Origin of the sequence: Macrococcus lamae, from assembly GCF_004359545.1 — a bacterium.
Lineage (GTDB): Bacteria > Bacillota > Bacilli > Staphylococcales > Staphylococcaceae > Macrococcus > Macrococcus lamae.
Map to the genome: position 1 here is coordinate 1 of NZ_SCWB01000016.1, position 18,087 is coordinate 18,087.

An 18,087-nucleotide genomic window follows, 5' to 3' on the forward strand; every position below is an offset into this window, starting at 1 on the left:
CGGCATAGCTGGGTAGCTATGTATGGACGGGATAAGTGCTGAAAGCATCTAAGCATGAAGCCCCCCTCAAGATGAGATTTCCCAACTTCGGTTATAAGATCCCTCAGAGATGATGAGGTCAATAGGTTCGAGGTGGAAGCACAGTAATGTGTGGAGCTGACGAATACTAATCGATCGAAGACTTAATCAAAATAAGATTTTTTAGCTCGACGAGCTTGGAATCATCCCTTCTTCTTACTTATCTAGTTTTGAGAGTATAATTCTCAGTCTGTCTGGTGGCGATGGCAGAGAGGTCACACCTGTTCCCATACCGAACACAGAAGTTAAGCTCTCTAGCGCCGATGGTAGTTGGACTGACGTCCCGCGAGAGTAGGACGTTGCCGGGCAGAAACATATGCGATGAGCCGCACCGAGACCTTTCAGGTCTCTTTTTTTTGCGTTCTTTTACCGGCTTCACAGAGCAGCCGGCATTTTTGTTATAATGGATGTACTTCTCAAACTAAGGTGATTTTATGTACCAGGTGATTTTATGAAACCAATTACGGATCAACTTAAAAAATATTCGAGTGAAGTTATATCGCTTCATGTTCCCGGACATCATAATGGAACCATCGGGAATCTCGATATAAACATCAGTTATGATATGACTGAAATCAATGGTCTGGATGATTATCACCATCCTGAAAACGTCATTGCCCGTAGTGAAACATTTTTAAGTCGCTGTCCTGAGTATCAGACCCGTTATATAGTGAACGGAACAACGACCGGAATTCTTTCAGTATTGCAAAGTCTTCCTTCGTCTTCGTCAGTCGCAATCATGCGAAATGTTCATAAATCCGTCTTCAATGGATTATCGTTGAAAGGACATGACGCATACATTCTACCCGCTATTGTTTCTCAAATAACTGGACAATATTCTGGAGTGAATATTTCTGCTATAGAAGAAAAAGATTTAAAAGATATTAAACTTGCTGTACTCACCTATCCTAATTACTTTGGAGAAACATATAATATTAAAGAAGTTATTCAGTTCTTTCATGAGCACGATATAGAAGTACTGGTTGATGAAGCACATGGTGCACATTTTGATATTGCTGAAAACTTTCCTGTTTCCTCAGTTCATTTTGATGCCGACTATATTGTGCAGTCCTATCATAAGACATTACCTGCTCTGACGATGGGCTCAGTGATTCATATTCATAAAGAAGGTGAATTAAAGGAAGGTATTCTACGATATTTATCTGTTCTTCAGACTTCGAGTCCTTCTTATTTAATCTTATCCAGTCTTGAACAGGCACATAATTTTTATGTTCATTATCAATCGGATGAGTTCTGGAAAAAACGTAGAGCGTTGATTCAGAAATTAAGTGATAAGTTTGATGTGATAGAAGTAGATGATCCGCTTAAACTATTAATTAGAAAAGTAGGTTGTTCAGGTAGTGAATTACAATTAGTTTTAGAAGAACAGTCGATCTATACGGAACTTGCGACGTTTACTGATGTACTCTTAGTTCTGCCATTATGGCATGAGCATGATAGTTTCCCGATGGAAAGATTACTTGTATTAATTGAAAAAATCAACATGGCTGATATAACTCAAGTGGAAAAGGCAGAGCGTATCAATCACTTATACACTACTGCAGCAGGTTTCTACAAACCGGTTGAAGGAGTTAAACGAATTGTGTCATTGAATGAAGGCATCGGGCGTTATTTAGCTGAAGCGTTGATACCGTATCCGCCCGGTATTCCATTTGTAATTGCAGGAGAAAAGCTTTCATCAAAACATGTCACTGAACTTAAAAGATACATAGACCAGGGCATTCGGATTCATGGTATGATGGACGAAAAGATATCAATAATTGAATGAGGGATAACATGAGTTGCTTTATTACATTTGAAGGACCGGAGGGGTCTGGTAAATCTACAGTACTGACAGCTGTTGCAGCACGACTTGCTGAAACGTATCCAGTCATTACAACTCGTGAACCTGGTGGTATTCGAATCAGCGAGGCGATCCGTGAACTTCTGCTCGATGAAAAAAATGATATGGATTACCGGACAGAGGCGTTGCTCTTTGCAGCGAGCCGTAGACAGCATCTCGTTGAAAAGGTGCTTCCAGCGCTTTCGGAAGATAAACTGGTGCTTTGCGATCGTTTCATTGACAGTTCGCTCGCCTACCAGGGGTTTGCACGCGATATAGGTATCGAAGAAATATTGAAAATTAATGAATTTGCGATAGAGTCTCATTTTCCGGATCTAACGTTGTACTTACGTGTAGCTCCTGAAGTAGGACTCAGTCGCATTGCAGCGAATAACCGTGCGATGAACCGTCTTGATAAGGAAGCACTGGAATTCCATGAACGAGTCTGTGCGGGATATGATCAACTGGCTGACAAATATTCTGAGCGTATTCATATAGTCGATGCATCCCGGCCGATTGAAGAAGTGATTGAATCAGCCTATAATATCATCATCAAAAAATTAAAATAGTTATGTTATAATGTGACTGAGGTGTTTACTATGAAAATGGTTATTGCAATTGTCCAGGATCAGGACAGCCAGAACTTAATGAGTCAATTGACAAAAAATAATTTCAGAACGACTAAACTTGCAACGACAGGTGGCTTTCTACGTGCCGGAAATACAACATTTCTCATGGGTGTTGAAGATGATCGCGTTCAGGATTTGCTGTCGTTGATTAATAGCACTTGTCGTAACCGCGATCAGCTGGTTACACCGGTCACACCGATGAGTGGTAACGTTGATAATTACATTCCTTATCCGGTTGAAGTGGAAGTCGGCGGTGCTACAGTATTCGTGATGCCGATCGAACAATTTCATCAATTTTAACAAGCTGCAGCTATGCAGCTTTTTCAATATAACGGAGGGCCTATGAATACACAACTCCAGCAATTCATTACTTCAGAAAAATTATCTCATGCCTATTTGATGGAAAGTACTCAGCGCACAGCATTGAAGCAAGAAGCCATCCAGTTCGCAGCTGATATATTAGGAAATGACGACACTGTGCGGTCTCGGGTCTTTAATCACAATCATTCAGATTTCTATTGGCTGGAAACAGATGAACCTACAATCAAAAAGGAAATGATTGAAGAAGTGCTGCACCGGATGAATCAGAAACCTGTGGAAGGTCAGTATAAAGTGTATGTTATCGTGGATTTCGATAAAGTGACTATTCAAGGTGAGAATTCTATTCTTAAATTTCTTGAAGAGCCGCCGCCGAATACGATCGCTCTGCTACTGACGACAAAACCCCGGGAAATTCTACCGACCATTCATTCCAGATGTCAGCATATTAGTGTATCGGCACAATCTGCTCGTACAGCTCTTGTGAATGGAGGTGTCAGCGACGAACTGGCAGCGACATTTACCGCTCTTTCTTTTGGTGAGGAAGAAGCAAATCTGTGGCTGGAAGAAAAAGAGTTCACTCAGCTGCGTACTGCTGTGTTAAAATGGGCAGATACTATGATGACTGACAGCAGAATGGGACTTGTTCAGATTGTGGATCTGCTGCAGACGGCATCAGATCGTGAACAGCAGTTGCTTGCTATTGATTTGCTTCAGCTTTATTTTCAGGATATTTTGTACATCAAGCTTGGAAATGACCACTTGAGTTTCCCGGATCATCAGCCGAAGCTTGAGATGTTAGGGAAAAACATGTCGTTATCACAATGTGTTCATTGGATTGATATGATGCTTGCAGGTAAAAAGAATTTACTCCAATATGTCAGCCCGATGCTGGTATTTGAACATATTGCCATACAAATAGCGAAAGAGGTGAAATGATTGATAGAAATTATAGGTATTAAATATCATAAAGCGGATAGAACAGAATATTTTATGCCGGACGGTGAAGAATATATCTTGAATGACTATGTTGTCGTTGAATCAAAACGCGGTCAGGAGCTTGCGCGAGTTGTCACAGGCAATCGTCTTATAGCAGAAGCGGATGTCGTTATGCCTGTACCGATGGTGAAACGTCGGGCAACAGAGAAAGATATGCTGAAGTATGAAACTAATATGCAGGATGCAGATGCAGCTCTTAAACGTTGTAAAGAACTCGTGAAAAAGCATAAGCTGGAAATGTATCTTGTAAATGCGGTGTATACACTGGATAAAGGGAAGATCATTTTTAATTTTACAGCGAATGAGCGGGTTGATTTCAGGGAACTGGTCAAAAGTCTCGCTTTCGAATTGAAAACTCGAATAGAACTGCGTCAGATCGGTGTGCGCGATGAAGCGAAGATTCTCGGCGGAATTGGTCCGTGCGGTCGGAGTCTGTGCTGTTCAACTCACCTCGGTGATTTTGAACCTGTATCTATTAAGATGGCGAAGGATCAGAACCTTTCACTTAACCCGACGAAGATATCCGGTGCATGCGGCAGATTGATGTGCTGTCTTAAATATGAGAATGACTACTATGAAGAAACAAGAAAAAAACTGCCTGATATCGGAGATAAGATCGATACGCCTGAAGGTCCGGGTAAAGTGATTGCACTTAATATTCTTGATGTGACAATGCAGGTGAAAGTTCAAGGGATGGAACAGCCGCTTGAGTATCATATCGATGAAATCAATGCATAAGGAATGATAATGTGAATCGGGACGATTTATTAAATAAAATTATGGAGCTTGAACAGCAGATGAATTCACTTCAGCAAGGCTTTATAGAACTTAAACAGCAGACAGTCGATCTTGTTGAAGAGAATGTTGCTCTGAAACTTGAACGGGACAATATGCAGCGGATGATTCAGTCTCCAAAGAATCAGCCTAAGAAATTGAAGTCACTGCAAAGTAAAGATAACCTCGCCATGCTGTATGCAGAAGGTTTTCATATTTGTAGAGGAGAACTTTTCGGCAAGCATCGCGGCGGCGGGGACTGTATGTTCTGCCTCAGCTTACTGGATTCAGAGTAAAAGGGCAGCGATGCCTTTTTTTCTTGGAGGAATATATGCTTAAAGATAATGAACGCTATGACCAGTTAATTAAAGAAAGACTTGTTATTATTCAGAACAGTGAGGTCTTCTCCTTTTCGACGGATGCTTTATTACTCGCTCACTTCACCCCGAAGATGCAGAAAGGACGAGTGATGGACCTGTGTTCAGGAAATGGAATCATACCGCTTTTGCTCAGCCATGGTTCAAACTATACGATTGACGCCATTGAAATACAGCCGCGACTTGCTGATATGGCGAGACGTTCCGTTGAACATAACTTACTGACCGAAAGAATTAAGATGCATGAGATGGATTTGAAAGATTCAAATCGCTTCACACCGAGTCAGTATGACATCGTCACATGCAATCCGCCGTACTTCAGACAGAATCAATCGTTCCGTCACTTAAAGGAGGAACATATGATTGCCCGCCATGAAGTGATGTGTACACTTGATGACTGTACATCTGCAACACAGCATCTGTTAAAACAGGGCGGCAAATTATATATGGTTCATCGTGCTGACCGGCTTGTAGATTGTTTATTATCCATGAGGTCCGCTCGTCTTGAGCCGAAAAAGATATGGCAGATCTATTCAAAACCTAGCAAGCCAACTGCCGTAACAGTAGTTATCGAGGCCGTTAAAGATGGCAAACCGGACTGCAAAGTAATGCCGCCGTTCTACATCTATAACGAGGACGGAGAATATTCCGCTGAGATGAAAGAGGTATATTATGGATGAACATTATATTTATATAGTGAAATGCAGCGATGACACATTATATACCGGCTATACTACTGACCTTGAGAAGCGGTTAGCAGTCCATAATGCAGGCAAAGGAGCAAAATACACAAAGAACCGTCTCCCTGTAACCCGCATCTATTCAGAACAGCATCCAACAAAATCAGAAGCGATGAAGCGGGAGTATGCCATCAAGCAGCTGACAAGAAACGAAAAACTGAAATTGATTAAGGAGGCAGCACATGAGTACGCTTTATCTGGTCGGAACACCCATCGGCAACCTTGAAGATATGACATTTCGTGCTGTGCGTATTATGCAGGAAGTAGATATTATCGCCTGTGAAGATACGAGAGTGACAGGTAAACTGACGCACCACTATAACATTAAAACACCACTTAAAAGCTATCATGAGCACAATAAAGATAGAATGACGGAAGTGCTGGTCGCGATGCTTAAAGAAGGAAAATCCATTGCACTTGTTTCGGATGCCGGTCTTCCGCTGATCAGTGATCCTGGCTATGAACTGGTCAATGCAGTGAGAGATGTTGGACTCACAGTTATTACCGTACCTGGTCCAAATGCGGCTCTTACAGCATTGATGACAAGCGGTTTGTCTTCTTACTCGTTTCTGTTCAACGGTTTTCTTCCACGGAAAGAATCCGAGAAGTACGCAAAGCTCAATGAATTGATGCAGCAGCCGCATTCTATATTACTATATGAATCACCTTATAGAATTAAAGATACGTTGATGACGATTGCGAAAGTGGATGCAGAGCGAAAAGTGGCTTTGGCAAGGGAACTGACGAAGCGGTATGAGCAGGTCGTGACAGCCCCTGTCAATGATTTACTGACAAGGCTCGAGAATGATATTCCGCTGAAAGGTGAATTTGTCATTGTTATTGACGGACAGTACGAGGTAAAGAATGTGGAGCAATGGTGGGATGCGCTGACAATAAACGATCATGTTAATCACTATATCGCAGAAGGTCAGTCATCAAAAGATGCAATCAAGCAGGTCTCAGTTGATAGAAATATGAAAAAAAGAGATGTTTATAATAGCTTTCACATACAAGATTAGAAAAAGCCCCGGCACTTTTGCGCCAGGGCTTGATAAATTATTTAGCTGCTTTTTCTTTATCCTGAATTTCTTTGATCAACTGTTCAGCGCCTTCTTTAGACAATACAAGTTTGCCACCGGCAAGTAAGTAATTATCTTCAGATACGTCACCAGTTACAGCGCAAGTCATACTTGGTTTATATTTCTTTAAAATGATTTTATCTGAATCAGTATAGATTTCTAGTGCATCTTTCTCAGCGATGTCCAGAATACGACGTAATTCAATAGGAATTACTACACGTCCTAATTCATCAACTTTTCTTACGATTCCTGTTGATTTCATAAAATATATCCTCCAAAGTAGTTAGTAAATTTTGTTAATTCGACATAATTAAAGTCAAATTCGACATTTGACATAGTTAGAATATACTACCATAAATATACAATGTCAATAAATTAATCTCTATAATAGTAATTGTAATAAAAGAGTAATATTTTGTATTGATAGCGTAATATTAAATATGTCGAATTTACATTTAAAGGATATTGAAAAAAACATATTTTTTCTGTATATTTAAGTGATAGAAGAATGAGGAGGACTACGATGACAAACAACACTTTTTACGTGACAACACCGATTTACTATCCAAGTGGAAAACTGCATATCGGGCATGCCTATTCGACTGTCGCAGCAGATACGATAGCTCGTTATAAACGTCTTCAAGGATATGACGTCAGATATTTAACAGGGGCTGATGAACATGGTCAGAAGATCCAGGAGAAGGCGCAGGCAGCAGGGAAACAGGAGATTGAATATCTTGACGAGATCATCGCAGATATTAAAGCGCTGTGGAAAAAGCTTGAAATCTCAAATGATGATTTCATACGTACAACAGAAGACCGCCATAAAGTAGTCGTCGAGAAAATCTTTGAAAGACTACTGGAACAAGATGATATCTATCTTGGTGAATACGAAGGCTGGTATTCTATATCAGATGAAACTTTCTATACTGAAACGCAGCTAGTAGATCCAATCTATGATGAAGAAGGGAAAGTTATCGGAGGGAACAGTCCGGATAACGGGGTTCCTGTAGAACTTGTCAAAGAGGAGAGCTATTTCTTCAGACTGAGTAAGTATGCTGATCGTCTCGTACAGTACTATGAAGAGCATCCGGATTTCATTCAGCCGGTATCAAGAAAAAATGAAATGCTGAATAACTTCATCAATCCGGGTCTTGAAGACCTCGCCGTGTCACGTACTTCATTTGACTGGGGTATTAAAGTGCCATCTAATCCTAAACATGTTGTTTACGTGTGGATTGACGCGCTGACGAATTATATTTCAGCCCTTGGTTATTTATCAGAAGACGATGAATTATTTAAAAAATACTGGCCGGCAGATATCCATATTATGGCGAAGGAAATTGTGCGATTCCATACAATTATCTGGCCGATTTTGCTCATGGCTCTAGACTTGCCGCTGCCGAAGAAAATATTCGCGCACGGCTGGATATTGATGAAAGACGGCAAAATGAGTAAGTCAAAAGGGAACGTAGTTGATCCGCATATTCTGATTGACCGTTATGGTCTTGATGCGGTGCGTTACTACTTAATGCGTGAGCTGCCATTCGGATCAGATGGTGTATTTACACCTGAAGCATTTATCGATCGTACAAACTTCGATCTCGCGAATGACCTTGGGAATTTAGTGAACCGTACGATAGCGATGGTCAATAAATATTTCGGTGGTGAACTATCCGGCTATAAAGGTCAGCTTCATGAAAAAGATGCAGAACTCGAAGCGCTCGCTGTCGACACGAAGAAGCAGTATGATGAAGCCATGGAATCCCTTCAGTTCTCGGTCGCCCTGCAGGAAGTATGGAAATTGATCAGCCGGACAAATAAATATATCGATGAAACAACACCATGGATTCTCGCTAAAGATGACGGTCAGAAGGAACTGCTTGAAAGTGTGATGTATCACCTGCTTGAGAGCATTCGTTTTGCTGCAGTGATGTTACGTCCATTCTTAACGAAAGCACCTTATAAAATATTCGAACAGATGAACTTAATGGATAGTGATCTTCAGGAATTTGACAGTCTCGACTCATTCGGAAAACTAGGCAACATTCAAGTGACATCAACACCTGCGCCTATATTCCCTCGTCTTGAAACAGAAAAAGAAGTGGAATTTATTAAGAGTACAATGCAGCCGACGATAGAACAGCAGGAAGAACCGGGAAAAGAAGAAATCACAATTGATGTTTTTGAACAGACGGAACTTAAAGTAGCAACTGTCATCGACGCAGATCATGTAAAAAAAGCTAAGAAGCTGCTCAAGATTCAAGTAGACCTTGGAAGTGAAAAACGTCAGATTGTCTCGGGAATTGCAGAATATTACAAACCAGAAGATATTATTGGCAAGAAAGTTATCGTCGTAACTAACTTAAAGCCTGTTAACTTACGCGGTGAATTATCAGAAGGAATGATTCTGTCGGCAGAAAAAGATGGGCAGCTGACATTAGTAAGCGTACCGAGTACCATTGATAACGGCTCAATCGTAAAATAGGAGTGGTAATATGCTGATCGACACACATGTTCATTTAAATGCTGACCAATATGATGATGATTTGAATGAAGTCATTGACCGGGCACGAGCAGAAGGCATCGATCGTATGATTGTCGTGGGGTTTGATGAGAAAACAATTAGACGTACAATGACATTAATTGATGATTATGATTTTATTTACGGGGTCATCGGCTGGCATCCAGTGGACGCGATTGATTTCACGGATGAATATTATGAGTGGATCAAAGACCTCGCTAAACACCCGAAGATTGTCGCAATCGGTGAAATGGGGCTTGATTATCATTGGGACAAATCGCCGAAAGACGTTCAGAAGGTGGTCTTCAAGCGTCAAATTGCGCTTGCTAAAGAACTTAAACTGCCGATTGTCATCCATAATAGAGAGGCGACGCAGGATGTAATAGACATCTTGAAGTCTGAAAACGCTGCTGAAGTGGGTGGAGTGATGCACAGCTTCAGCAGCTCACCCGAAATGTGTGATGAAGTATTGAAACTGAACTTCATTATCTCACTTGGCGGGCCAGTGACTTTTAAGAACGCAAAACAACCGAAAGCAGTAGCTGCTCATGTGCCGCTTGATAAACTGATCGTTGAAACAGATGCGCCGTACTTAACGCCGCATCCTTACCGGGGGAAGCGTAACGAACCGGCTTATGTCAAACTTGTAGCAGAACAGATTGCTGACCTTCGAGGGATTTCGTACGAAGAACTCGCAGCAGCTACAACTGCCAATGCAGAACGGTTATTTAAATTGAAATAAAATTCTCATTTCAGACGTCTCGTTACTTCTCATGGAAGTTATCGAGGCGTTTATTCATTTTATGGTATAATAGCGCAGGTGATTATTATGAAAATAAACGAAATTATTATCGTCGAAGGTAAAGATGATACGGTCCGAGTGAAGCAGGCGGTCGAATGTGATACGCTTGAAACGAATGGTTCTGCACTTAATGAAGAAACGCTGCAAGCAATAGAGCATGCTGCAGAAAAGCGTGGTGTAATCATTTTAACAGATCCTGATTACCCGGGAAATAAAATCAGAACGACTATAGAAAAACGCGTTCCCTCTGCGAAACAGGCATTTGTAGATGCATCTATCGCACGAAACAAACGTGGTAAAATCGGCATAGAACATGCACCGCTTGATGCAATCCGGGATGCATTGATCAACGTCAGTACACCTTTTGACAGCAGCGTCGAAACAGTCTCTAAAGAACTGCTTGTAGAACTCGGATTAATCATGGGTCCTGGCGCGCGAGAGAGACGAAGCAAAGTATGCAATAACTTAAAACTAGGTTACTGTAATGGTAAACAGCTATTTCATCGTCTGAATGCGTTCGGCGTAACTGAAGAAGATGTTATTTTAGCCTTGAAAAAAGGAGGATGAATATGGAGCATAAAGATATAGCGACACCAGCCCGTACAAAATTGCTGCTGGATAAGCATGGTTTTTCTTTCAAAAAAAGTTTAGGTCAAAATTTTTTAATTGATACAAATGTCATCAATAATATCATTACTGCGAGCGGAATCACAGATGAATCAGGAGTAATAGAGATTGGTCCTGGTATGGGATCATTAACTGAACAATTAGCAAAACGCGCAAAGAAAGTGCTCGCTTTTGAAATTGATCAGCGGTTAATTCCTATTCTTGGTGACAGCCTTAGTTCATATAATAATGTCACGGTAATCAATGAGGATATTTTAAAGGCTGATGTGAAGTCTGCTATTGAAACATATTTATCCGACTGCAAAGAAATTATGGTGGTAGCTAATCTTCCATACTATATAACAACTCCGATTTTAATGGGACTGCTGGAGGAGCATCTGCCGATTTCAAGCTATGTCGTCATGATGCAAAAAGAAGTCGGTGAACGATTAAGCGCATCTCCTTCGACTAAGAGCTACGGATCATTATCGATCGCAGTGCAATATTATACTTCAGTTGAAAAAGTGATGATTGTACCTAAAGGAGTGTTCATGCCGCCTCCAAATGTTGATTCTCTTGTCGTCAAATTGACAGCGCTGGAAAAACCGGCAGTCACGGTCAATAATGAGGATTTATTCTTTAAGTTGACACGAGGCGCATTCGTTCAGCGCCGTAAAACCATTTTAAATAACTATATGTCCTTGATTCAAAACAGCAAAGAACATAAAGGAGAAATCATCGCCTGGCTTGAAGCTTCAGAAATTGAGCCGATACGTCGCGGAGAAAGCCTGACATTAAAGGAATTTGCAGAATTATCAAATAATTTTGAAGATTTTCCGCATCTTTTGATATAAATCTATTGACAACTTTTAAAGTAGTTGATAAAATTAAAAATTTATTTGACTAAATACATTAAAAATGCTATAATTGCCACTATAGCGAGGTGGGTCAATATGCCAAAGACATTAATAGACATCAAAAAAATTCTTGATTGTCAGTTAGGAAATCGTATTGTACTTAGAGCTAATGGAGGCCGTAAAAAGTTGATTGAGCGCAGCGGTGTGCTTAAAGAAACTTATCCATCAGTATTTATTGTGGAATTAGACCAGGATAAACATAATTTTGAACGCGTGTCTTATACATACACTGATGTATTGACTGAAAATGTCCAGGTTACTTTTGTCAACGAAAATCAAGAAGAGTTTCTTGTTCAATAATCGAATGAATTCGGCACAGTCTATCCAGGCTGTGCTTTTTTATTTGCGGTAAATCAATATACCGGCACTATAGTAATTATGGTAAACTTGTACTAATAATTTTAAGCGAGGACGACAAATGATTTATGAAAATGCACCGGCAAAAATAAACTTGACCCTGGACACATTATATAAGCGCGATGACGGTTATCATGAAGTAGAGATGATTATGACGACAGTTGATCTGAACGATCGTCTGTCTTTTGAGAAGCGTAAAGATAAGAAAATCGTACTCAGGATTGAACATCGATATGTGCCGAATGATCATCGAAACCTTGCCTATAAAGCAGCGAAACTTATGATGGACCGCTACAACTTACAGCAAGGTGTGACGATTACCCTGGATAAATCAATACCTATCGCTGCTGGACTCGCAGGAGGTTCAAGCGATGCAGCAGCTGCCTTTCGTGGCATGAACCGATTATTCAATTTGAATCTCTCTCTTGAGACACTCAGTGAACTGGCAGCTGAAATCGGCTCAGACATTTCATTCTGTATTTATGGAAAGACAGCTTTGTGTAAAGGTCGTGGGGAGCAGCTGACTCATCTACCAAAACCTCCGGCATCATGGGTCGTACTGGCAAAACCTGATATCAGCGTGTCTACAGCAGATGTCTACGGTGCATTGAAGCTCGATGATGACGATACGGAAGTTCCGACTAACCAGTGCATCACTGCGATTGAAACCAGTAACTATCACTTGCTGGTCAATAGTCTTGGAAATGACCTTGAAAAAGTAACGATTGAAATGCATCCCGTTATTAAAACATTGAAGGAAACGATGATTAAAGGTGGTGCTGATGCAGCATTGATGAGTGGCAGCGGTCCGACTGTTTATGGATTGATGAGCAGAGAGCGTCAGGCGAAAAGTGTTGTCAATGCATTAAAAGGCTGCTGTAAAGAAGTTTATATGGTGAGATTATTAGGATGATGTTGTAAAGCCGAACATTTATGGTATATTATACATAAAACATGCGTAAATGAGGGTTTTGTATGAAGTTTAAAAGAAGTGAACGTATTGTCTATATGACAAGCTATTTATTAAGACATCCGAACCAGCTAGTGCCTTTGACATTTTTTGTTCAGAAATTTGAACAGGCGAAATCTTCTATCAGTGAAGATATACAGATTATCAAAGAAACGTTCCAGCAAGAGGAAATTGGTATTGTGACTACAACTGCCGGAGCGAGCGGTGGTGTGACATTTGTTCCGAAGATGTATAGAAGAGAAGCAAAAGAGCTGATCGACTATTTATGTGACATGCTGCAGGAAAAAGAACGTCTCCTGCCTGGCGGTTATTTGTTCATGTCTGACTTAGTAGGCAATCCGAGGCTGCTCGGCCAAGTCGGAGAGCTCATCGCAACAATGTATATGGACGAGGAAATTGATGCTATAGTAACGATTGCGACTAAAGGAATATCTCTTGCAAATGCAGTCGCTAACATAATGAATGTTCCCGTTGTTGTGATCCGTAAAGATAATAAAGTGACGGAAGGTTCTACTGTATCGATTAATTATGTATCCGGGTCATCCAGAAAAATTGAAACCATGGTGCTTTCAAAGCGAACGTTACCTGAAGAATCCAACGTTCTTATTGTCGATGATTTTATGCGTGCAGGTGGCTCTATAACAGGTGTAATGAATTTAATGAGTGAGTTTAAGGCAAAAGTAATCGGGGTATCTGTACTAGTAGAATCAAAAGAGGTCAAACATCGCTTAATTGAAGATTATACTTCCTTAGTAAAGTTATCAGATGTAGATGAATATAATCAGTCATTCACAGTTGAACAAGGTAATTGCCTTGAACGTTTTAAATAAAGGAGATCACAACATGAAAACAATATTTTCGAAACAGGCACCTGAAGCCATTGGTCCTTATTGTCACGCGGTAGTAGTGAACAATATGGTTTATACTAGTGGACAGATTCCTTTGACACAAGAAGGTTCAATTGTCAGTGAAGATGTACATGAACAGACAGAACAAGTTCTGAAAAATCTTCAGAATGTTCTACATGACAGTGGTGCATCGCTGAATACAGTTGTTAAGACAACTATATTTATCAGTGATATGAATGACTTTCCGATTATCAATGAAGTATATGGTACTTTCTTCAATGATCATCTTCCAGCAAGAAGCTGTGTTGAAGTCAGTCGCCTACCGAAAGATGTTAAAGTTGAAATCGAGGCAGTGGCTCTAGTCCATTAAGCGATAGTTAATGGCTTTATATACAGATAGGGGGCTAACTGAAGTGAAAGTGACAGACGTGAGATTGAGGAAAATAGATGCAGATGGCCGAATGAAAGCACTAGTATCAATTACGCTGGATGAAGCTTTTGTTATTCATGATCTTCGGGTTATAGAAGGTAATTCGGGATTATTTGTTGCCATGCCAAGTAAGCGCACACCTGACGGGGAATTCCGTGATATTGCCCATCCAATTAACAGCGAGATGCGGCAGGAAATACAGCAGGCTGTGATGAAGGTTTACGAAGAAACAGAAGTTGAGAAACAGTATAACAATGTAGCGACTGAAGATGAACCGATTCAGACATTCGACCAGTCGAGTGCTGCGACGAGCGAAGAAGTAGATGATTTAATTGAATCAGATTCTGATACGACAATTTCTGAAGATTTACGTCCTTGACTCATGAATTAACCATAACATCACTTGAAAAAGTGATGTTTTTTTAATATCAAATTTTAAAAATAAGGCGTTATATCAATGATGAACGGGCGAGAAAGCGTTATAGTTCTTGAAAGTCATATAGTTCTTAAATTATAATAGAATTAAAGTGAATTATGGAGGCGCTCTTTATGAATAGACAAGCAATCATTCTGGCTGCTGGAAAAGGTACACGTATGAAATCAAAGCTTTATAAAGTACTTCATCCAGTATGCGGTAAGCCGATGGTCAAACATGTTCTTGATAATGTTCGTAAGGCAGGTGTTACTGAGGTAGTAACTATTGTCGGGCACGGCGCTGAACAAGTGAAGGAAGTACTTGGGGAAGAATCCAGGTTCAGCATGCAGGAAGAGCAGTTAGGAACCGCACATGCAGTGTCGATGGCAAAGGAGCACTTAGGAGGACAGACGGGTACGACGGTAATCGTTTGCGGAGATACGCCGCTGATTTCTGAAGAAACGATCAGTAACTTCATCGCTCATCATGAAAAAAGTGGTGCGAAAGCAACGATATTATCAGCAAAAACAGCTCAGCCTTTCGGTTGTGGCAGAATTATCCGCGACGAACATCATAATGTTGTCAAGATTGTCGAAGAAAAAGATGCCTCAATTGAAGAAAAATTAATCACTGAAATCAGTTCGGGAACATTCTGTTTTGATAATGCTGCGTTATTTGAAAAACTTAATCAGGTGGATAATAACAATGCTCAAGGTGAATATTACCTGCCGGATGTCATTCAGCTGCTGCAGGCTGAAGGCGAGATAGTGGAAGCTTATATCACTGAAGATTTCGATGAGACACTGGGTGTCAATGACCGGGTGAATTTATCTAAAGCTGAACGTTTGATGAGACAGCGCATTAATCATCACCATATGATTAATGGAGTGACCATAATCGATCCTGATGCCACTTATATTGAATCTGACGTTGTCATTGGGGCAGACACTATTATCTATCCTGGGACGATACTTGCCGGTAAGACAGTGATAGGCGAAGATGTGTTTATTAGTGCCAACTGTGAAATTAAGGACAGTACAATCGGTGATAGAGCGGAAATCAAACAGTCTGTTGTCAAAGAATCAATTGTCGGCGAAGAGACGGCAGTCGGGCCGTATGCTCAGCTGCGACCAGGAAGTGACATCGGAAGAGCTGCCAAAATCGGTAACTTTGTAGAGATCAAGAAAGCGAGACTGGATGATGAAGCGAAAGTTTCTCATTTAAGCTATATCGGTGATGCGACTGTCGGTGAGCGGACGAACATCGGCTGTGGTACAATTACAGTTAATTATGATGGTAAGAACAAATTTAAGACAACTATCGGCAAAGATGCATTTATCGGCTGCAATTCAAATCTTGTAGCACCTGTTACAATAGGGGACGAATCATTTATAGCCGCTGGTTCAACGATTACAGATGATGTACCTGCAGCAAGTCTGGCACTTGGTCGCGCACGTCAGACAACTAAAGAAGGATACTACAAAAATTAATAACAGGACGATGATGGGAGCTAACATAATGTTGAAGAATGAGTACAAAAATTCAAAACTAAAGATTTTCTCGTTAAATGGTAATCAAGCACTTGCAGAAGAAATTGCGAGTTACGTTGGAATTCCTTTAGGAAAATGCAGCGTCAAAAGTTTCAGCGACGGGGAAGTACAGATCAATATTGAAGAAAGTATCCGTGGCTGTGATGTCTTTATCGTACAACCGACGTCTTATCCAGTAAATGAACATCTAATGGAGTTATTGATTATGATCGATGCTTTAAAACGTGCTTCTGCGGCGACAATTAACGTATTGATGCCATATTATGGCTATGCACGACAGGACCGTAAAGCAAGAAGCCGTGAACCGATTACGGCGAAACTTGTTGCAGATATGATTGAGAAAGCTGGAGCGGACCGTGTAATAGCACTCGACCTGCATGCACCGCAAATCCAGGGCTTCTTCAATATACCTATTGACCATTTAATGGGTGTACCGATTCTTTCTGATTATTTCCTGGAAAAAGAAGATATTGATCTAGCTGAAACAGTAGTCGTATCACCAGACCATGGTGGTGTAACACGTGCCCGTAAAATGGCAGATCGATTAAAAACACCGATTGCCATCATCGATAAACGTCGTCCAAAACCGAATGTTTCAGAAGTGATGAATATCGTCGGTGACATTAACGGGAAAACAGCGATTATCATTGATGATATTATCGATACGGCCGGCACCATTACTCTGGCGGCTCAGGCTTTAATTGATAAAGGCGCTAAAGAAGTCTATGCGTGCTGCACTCATCCTGTATTATCAGGTCCTGCCTACGAAAGAATCGAAGACTCTGCAATTAAAGAATTGGTTGTCACTAATTCCATCGTCCTGCCAGAAGAAAATAGACCAGCGAAAATCAAACAGTTATCAGTCGGTGAATTGCTTGCACAGGCGATTATTCGTGTTTATGAACAGGAATCAGTGAGTGTCTTGTTCGATTAATCAATGATTTAAAAATGTTTACCCTCATATTGATGAGGGTATATTTTATTTATGTAATGAAAAAAACATCGTGCAAGCAGGTTGTCACAACTGATGGGCAGGTGTAGGAGCGCTGACAGAGCGCAATCGAAAGGATGAACGATTATAATGACTTCATTAAAATCAGTAACTCGTGAAGGTAAACAGACGAAATCAGTATTAAATCAATTGAGAAATGAAGGGAAAATTCCTGCAGTAGTATATGGTTTCGGTGCAGAGAATACTTCAGTGCATGTAGAAGAAAAAGAATTCACTAAAGTAATCCGTGAAGTAGGGCGTAACGGGGTTATCGACCTTGATGTAGATTCACAGACTGTTAAAGTAATGGTTTCTGATTATCAGATTAACCCATTAAAAAACCAAATCACTCACATTGACTTTCTAGCTATTAATATGAAAGCTGAATTAACTGTTGATGTTACAGTAACAGTGACGGGAGAATCTGCTGGTGCTGCTGAAGGCGGCGTTGTACAGCAACCATTATTCACTGTATCAGTGACAGCAACTCCAGATGAAATCCCTGAAACAATCGAAGTAGATGTAACATCATTGAATATCGGAGATTCTATCTCAGTCGGTGATTTACGTACAGGTAGAAACTTTACTATTAATAACGAAGATGATGAAACAGTAGTTTCTGTAGTTCCTCCGACAGTTGAAGAAGAACCTGAAACAAACGAGGATGCTGAGGGTGAAGCAGCTGAAGGTGCTGAAGAAAGTACTGAAGCGGCTGATAGCACGGAAGAAAACACAGAAGAAAAAGCTGAGTAATATCATCAATAAATTTTAAACATTTTAAGCAAATGACGTCTTGATGACAACCTGCCTCGGGCAAGTGTCCAAGGCGTCTTTATTTTA

General features: G+C 40.6%; 22 protein-coding genes and 2 rRNA genes. 23 read left to right on the forward strand and 1 reads right to left on the reverse strand.

Translation table 11 applies throughout. The annotated features are described in order from the left end of the window. The 11 genes from ERX29_RS09165 to rsmI form a co-directional block, all read left to right on the forward strand. Nucleotides 1-190: ribosomal RNA gene (locus ERX29_RS09165) — 23S ribosomal RNA — on the forward strand; the annotation flags it as partial. An 81-nt stretch (nt 191-271) separates the two neighbouring features. Next, a 5S ribosomal RNA gene (gene rrf, locus ERX29_RS09170) occupies nt 272-386 on the forward strand. 143 nt (nt 387-529) lie between these two features. After that, on the forward strand, nt 530-1,867 hold the full coding sequence (locus tag ERX29_RS09175) for an Orn/Lys/Arg family decarboxylase (protein ID WP_133444389.1): 1,338 nt from the start codon (nt 530-532) through the stop codon (nt 1,865-1,867). Nucleotides 1,868-1,875: 8 nt separating this feature from the next. Continuing rightward, a complete protein-coding gene (gene tmk, locus ERX29_RS09180; protein ID WP_133444390.1) occupies nt 1,876-2,490 on the forward strand; it encodes a dTMP kinase in 615 nt (204 codons plus the stop codon). A gap of 30 nt (nt 2,491-2,520) precedes the next feature. After that, nucleotides 2,521-2,850, forward strand: a complete 330-nt coding sequence (locus ERX29_RS09185) for a cyclic-di-AMP receptor (RefSeq protein ID WP_133444391.1) — start codon at nt 2,521-2,523, stop codon at nt 2,848-2,850. Between the two features lie 42 nt (nt 2,851-2,892). Then, nucleotides 2,893-3,807, forward strand: coding sequence for a DNA polymerase III subunit delta' (locus tag ERX29_RS09190; RefSeq protein ID WP_165981125.1), 915 nt, complete (start codon nt 2,893-2,895; stop codon nt 3,805-3,807). After that, nucleotides 3,808-4,605, forward strand: a complete 798-nt coding sequence (locus tag ERX29_RS09195; protein WP_133444393.1) for a PSP1 domain-containing protein — start codon at nt 3,808-3,810, stop codon at nt 4,603-4,605. An 11-nt stretch (nt 4,606-4,616) separates the two neighbouring features. Next, nucleotides 4,617-4,937 carry a DNA replication initiation control protein YabA gene (gene yabA, locus ERX29_RS09200; RefSeq protein WP_133444394.1) on the forward strand — a complete coding sequence of 107 codons (321 nt, stop codon included), beginning with the start codon at nt 4,617-4,619 and terminating at the stop codon, nt 4,935-4,937. A 35-nt stretch (nt 4,938-4,972) separates the two neighbouring features. After that, on the forward strand, nt 4,973-5,698 hold the full coding sequence (locus ERX29_RS09205) for a tRNA1(Val) (adenine(37)-N6)-methyltransferase (protein WP_133444395.1): 726 nt from the start codon (nt 4,973-4,975) through the stop codon (nt 5,696-5,698). Next, nucleotides 5,691-5,984, forward strand: a complete 294-nt coding sequence (locus tag ERX29_RS09210) for a GIY-YIG nuclease family protein (protein WP_133444396.1) — start codon at nt 5,691-5,693, stop codon at nt 5,982-5,984. Before ERX29_RS09205 ends, ERX29_RS09210 begins: the two co-directional genes overlap by 8 nt. Then, nucleotides 5,941-6,777: a 16S rRNA (cytidine(1402)-2'-O)-methyltransferase gene (rsmI, locus tag ERX29_RS09215; RefSeq protein ID WP_133444397.1), complete on the forward strand. Its 837-nt coding sequence runs from the start codon at nt 5,941-5,943 to the stop codon at nt 6,775-6,777. The genes ERX29_RS09210 and rsmI overlap by 44 nt, the downstream gene beginning before the upstream one ends. 37 nt (nt 6,778-6,814) lie before the next feature. Here rsmI and ERX29_RS09220 read toward each other — a convergent pair whose 3' ends face one another. Next, nucleotides 6,815-7,099 (reverse strand): AbrB/MazE/SpoVT family DNA-binding domain-containing protein, encoded by a 285-nt coding sequence (locus ERX29_RS09220; protein WP_133444398.1) that lies wholly within the window; start codon nt 7,097-7,099, stop codon nt 6,815-6,817. A gap of 261 nt (nt 7,100-7,360) precedes the next feature. Between ERX29_RS09220 and metG the strand changes: the two genes are divergently transcribed. The 12 genes from metG (at nt 7,361) to ERX29_RS09280 (ending at nt 18,000) form a co-directional block, all read left to right on the forward strand. Continuing rightward, nucleotides 7,361-9,325: a methionine--tRNA ligase gene (gene metG, locus ERX29_RS09225; RefSeq protein ID WP_133444399.1), complete on the forward strand. Its 1,965-nt coding sequence runs from the start codon at nt 7,361-7,363 to the stop codon at nt 9,323-9,325. 10 nt (nt 9,326-9,335) lie between these two features. Beyond that, complete coding sequence (locus ERX29_RS09230) at nt 9,336-10,103, forward strand: TatD family hydrolase (protein ID WP_133444400.1); 768 nt, start codon at nt 9,336-9,338, stop codon at nt 10,101-10,103. An 87-nt stretch (nt 10,104-10,190) separates the two neighbouring features. Next, nucleotides 10,191-10,730, forward strand: coding sequence for a ribonuclease M5 (rnmV, locus tag ERX29_RS09235; RefSeq protein WP_133444401.1), 540 nt, complete (start codon nt 10,191-10,193; stop codon nt 10,728-10,730). A 2-nt stretch (nt 10,731-10,732) separates the two neighbouring features. Continuing rightward, a complete protein-coding gene (gene rsmA / locus ERX29_RS09240) occupies nt 10,733-11,623 on the forward strand; it encodes a 16S rRNA (adenine(1518)-N(6)/adenine(1519)-N(6))-dimethyltransferase RsmA (protein WP_133444402.1) in 891 nt (296 codons plus the stop codon). 99 nt (nt 11,624-11,722) lie between these two features. Continuing rightward, complete coding sequence (gene veg / locus ERX29_RS09245) at nt 11,723-11,986, forward strand: biofilm formation stimulator Veg (RefSeq protein ID WP_133444403.1); 264 nt, start codon at nt 11,723-11,725, stop codon at nt 11,984-11,986. A 118-nt stretch (nt 11,987-12,104) separates the two neighbouring features. Beyond that, nucleotides 12,105-12,956, forward strand: coding sequence for a 4-(cytidine 5'-diphospho)-2-C-methyl-D-erythritol kinase (gene ispE / locus ERX29_RS09250; RefSeq protein WP_133444404.1), 852 nt, complete (start codon nt 12,105-12,107; stop codon nt 12,954-12,956). A gap of 62 nt (nt 12,957-13,018) precedes the next feature. Continuing rightward, nucleotides 13,019-13,843 carry a pur operon repressor gene (gene purR, locus ERX29_RS09255; protein WP_133444405.1) on the forward strand — a complete coding sequence of 275 codons (825 nt, stop codon included), beginning with the start codon at nt 13,019-13,021 and terminating at the stop codon, nt 13,841-13,843. Between the two features lie 13 nt (nt 13,844-13,856). Continuing rightward, complete coding sequence (locus ERX29_RS09260; RefSeq protein WP_133444406.1) at nt 13,857-14,231, forward strand: RidA family protein; 375 nt, start codon at nt 13,857-13,859, stop codon at nt 14,229-14,231. A gap of 43 nt (nt 14,232-14,274) precedes the next feature. Continuing rightward, nucleotides 14,275-14,670 carry a septation regulator SpoVG gene (spoVG, locus tag ERX29_RS09265; protein WP_133444427.1) on the forward strand — a complete coding sequence of 132 codons (396 nt, stop codon included), beginning with the start codon at nt 14,275-14,277 and terminating at the stop codon, nt 14,668-14,670. 170 nt (nt 14,671-14,840) lie between these two features. Continuing rightward, nucleotides 14,841-16,196: a bifunctional UDP-N-acetylglucosamine diphosphorylase/glucosamine-1-phosphate N-acetyltransferase GlmU gene (glmU, locus tag ERX29_RS09270; RefSeq protein ID WP_133444407.1), complete on the forward strand. Its 1,356-nt coding sequence runs from the start codon at nt 14,841-14,843 to the stop codon at nt 16,194-16,196. A 28-nt stretch (nt 16,197-16,224) separates the two neighbouring features. After that, complete coding sequence (locus tag ERX29_RS09275) at nt 16,225-17,190, forward strand: ribose-phosphate diphosphokinase (RefSeq protein ID WP_133444408.1); 966 nt, start codon at nt 16,225-16,227, stop codon at nt 17,188-17,190. Between the two features lie 147 nt (nt 17,191-17,337). Then, nucleotides 17,338-18,000 carry a 50S ribosomal protein L25/general stress protein Ctc gene (locus tag ERX29_RS09280; RefSeq protein ID WP_133444409.1) on the forward strand — a complete coding sequence of 221 codons (663 nt, stop codon included), beginning with the start codon at nt 17,338-17,340 and terminating at the stop codon, nt 17,998-18,000. Nucleotides 18,001-18,087 lie beyond the last annotated feature (87 nt).

Coding starts and splice junctions, on each gene's coding strand:
- ERX29_RS09205 (WP_133444395.1), top strand. CDS start 4,973: ATGCTTAAAGATAATGAACGCTATGACCAGTTAATTAAAGAAAGACTT.
- ERX29_RS09230 (WP_133444400.1), top strand. CDS start 9,336: ATGCTGATCGACACACATGTTCATTTAAATGCTGACCAATATGATGAT.
- ERX29_RS09220 (WP_133444398.1), bottom strand. CDS start 7,099: ATGAAATCAACAGGAATCGTAAGAAAAGTTGATGAATTAGGACGTGTA.
- glmU (WP_133444407.1), top strand. CDS start 14,841: ATGAATAGACAAGCAATCATTCTGGCTGCTGGAAAAGGTACACGTATG.
- rnmV (WP_133444401.1), top strand. CDS start 10,191: ATGAAAATAAACGAAATTATTATCGTCGAAGGTAAAGATGATACGGTC.
- metG (WP_133444399.1), top strand. CDS start 7,361: ATGACAAACAACACTTTTTACGTGACAACACCGATTTACTATCCAAGT.
- ERX29_RS09280 (WP_133444409.1), top strand. CDS start 17,338: ATGACTTCATTAAAATCAGTAACTCGTGAAGGTAAACAGACGAAATCA.
- ERX29_RS09190 (WP_165981125.1), top strand. CDS start 2,893: ATGAATACACAACTCCAGCAATTCATTACTTCAGAAAAATTATCTCAT.
- rsmI (WP_133444397.1), top strand. CDS start 5,941: ATGAGTACGCTTTATCTGGTCGGAACACCCATCGGCAACCTTGAAGAT.
- ERX29_RS09210 (WP_133444396.1), top strand. CDS start 5,691: ATGGATGAACATTATATTTATATAGTGAAATGCAGCGATGACACATTA.
- ERX29_RS09275 (WP_133444408.1), top strand. CDS start 16,225: ATGTTGAAGAATGAGTACAAAAATTCAAAACTAAAGATTTTCTCGTTA.
- ERX29_RS09185 (WP_133444391.1), top strand. CDS start 2,521: ATGAAAATGGTTATTGCAATTGTCCAGGATCAGGACAGCCAGAACTTA.
- tmk (WP_133444390.1), top strand. CDS start 1,876: ATGAGTTGCTTTATTACATTTGAAGGACCGGAGGGGTCTGGTAAATCT.
- ERX29_RS09260 (WP_133444406.1), top strand. CDS start 13,857: ATGAAAACAATATTTTCGAAACAGGCACCTGAAGCCATTGGTCCTTAT.
- veg (WP_133444403.1), top strand. CDS start 11,723: ATGCCAAAGACATTAATAGACATCAAAAAAATTCTTGATTGTCAGTTA.
- purR (WP_133444405.1), top strand. CDS start 13,019: ATGAAGTTTAAAAGAAGTGAACGTATTGTCTATATGACAAGCTATTTA.
- ispE (WP_133444404.1), top strand. CDS start 12,105: ATGATTTATGAAAATGCACCGGCAAAAATAAACTTGACCCTGGACACA.
- ERX29_RS09175 (WP_133444389.1), top strand. CDS start 530: ATGAAACCAATTACGGATCAACTTAAAAAATATTCGAGTGAAGTTATA.
- rsmA (WP_133444402.1), top strand. CDS start 10,733: ATGGAGCATAAAGATATAGCGACACCAGCCCGTACAAAATTGCTGCTG.